General features: G+C 75.4%; 1 protein-coding gene. It reads right to left on the reverse strand.

Going from position 1 to position 1,139, the window contains the following annotated elements; genetic code table 11:
• Nucleotides 1-1,139: hypothetical protein (locus H5J29_RS33665; protein ID WP_181784905.1), on the reverse strand; the 1,139-nt coding region annotated here is incomplete at both ends.

Below are 1,139 nucleotides of genomic sequence, written 5' to 3' on the forward strand. Positions count from 1 at the left end.
TCCGCGCCCGTGCTGCGTGCCGCCTCCGCGCCCTCCCGCAACGCCCGGCGGGCCCGCTCGACGTCTCCGCGAACGAGGTCCAGGGCGGCCCGCGCGAACTGGACGTGCGGGCGGGACCGCCTGTCCTCCGGGATCGCGTCCCAGGCGGCGTCCGCGACGTCCGTCCGTCCGGTCCACGCCGCGGCGAGGACGGCGTTGGGGTTGTCGACGCCGTCCGGCGTCCCGACGGCGCCGACGATCTCGCCGCACCGGCCCTGCCAGAGCATCCCCCAGTGCACGATCGGGGCCATGTTCTCCCAGCGCGTGGTCAGCGGCGGAAGGGCGGGCTCGGTGCCGTTGGTCGCGGCGATCATGAACCGGACGGCGTCCGCCCGATGGCCGTCCCGGGTGTCCTCGACGTAGTGCTCGGCCTCGCCCGGCCTGCTGTGCAGGGTCCACAGCACCACCCCGACGATCCCCGGGTCGACGGCCACGACGTCGTCCATCCGGCCGTCCCGCTCCAGCTGGTGGATCAGCACGACGGCCCGGTCGATGCGCCGCTGCGCGTGCAGGGACCGGATCCGGCAGGCGGTGAGCACGTCGGACGCGAGCAGGTACGGCTCGCCGATCAGCTCGACCCAGCGCTCCACCAGCGGCACGGTCGGGCTCAGGTCCGGCAGCCTGCTCAGGCCCGCCTCGAGCACCTCGACCGCGAGCCGCGGGTCGCCTGCCCGTACACACCAGTCGACGGCCGCGTCGAAGCGCCCGGCCATGCTCAGGTGCAGGGCGAACCGCCGCCGCAGCTCGGGCAGCCGCCCCGCCCGGCGACGCGGGAGGATCTCGTACAGACAGTCCTTCAGCAGCGGTGCGTAGAGGATCGCGTCCTCGGGCGCGGCGCCCTCTCCCCGCCCGGGCCCGCGCGTGAGCATCGGCTGCACCCGGGTCCGCAGGATGCCGAACGCCGACTCCCCGCGCGGGCCCAGCAGGCCGACGGCGTCCTGCCGGGTCAGCCGGTCCAGCAGCGCACCGGCCAGCAGCAGGTCCTGCTCGTCGAGCGGCAGCGGGTCGACGAGCCGGGCCTCCACGAGATCGACGAGCACCGGCGAGACCGGGCTCGTCGGCCCGCCGAGCCGCATCAGCAGCACGCTCCCGGCCATCCA

It is taken from the genome of Pseudonocardia pini, from assembly GCF_013870575.1.
GTDB classification, from domain to species: Bacteria; Actinomycetota; Actinomycetes; order Mycobacteriales; family Pseudonocardiaceae; genus Pseudonocardia; species Pseudonocardia pini.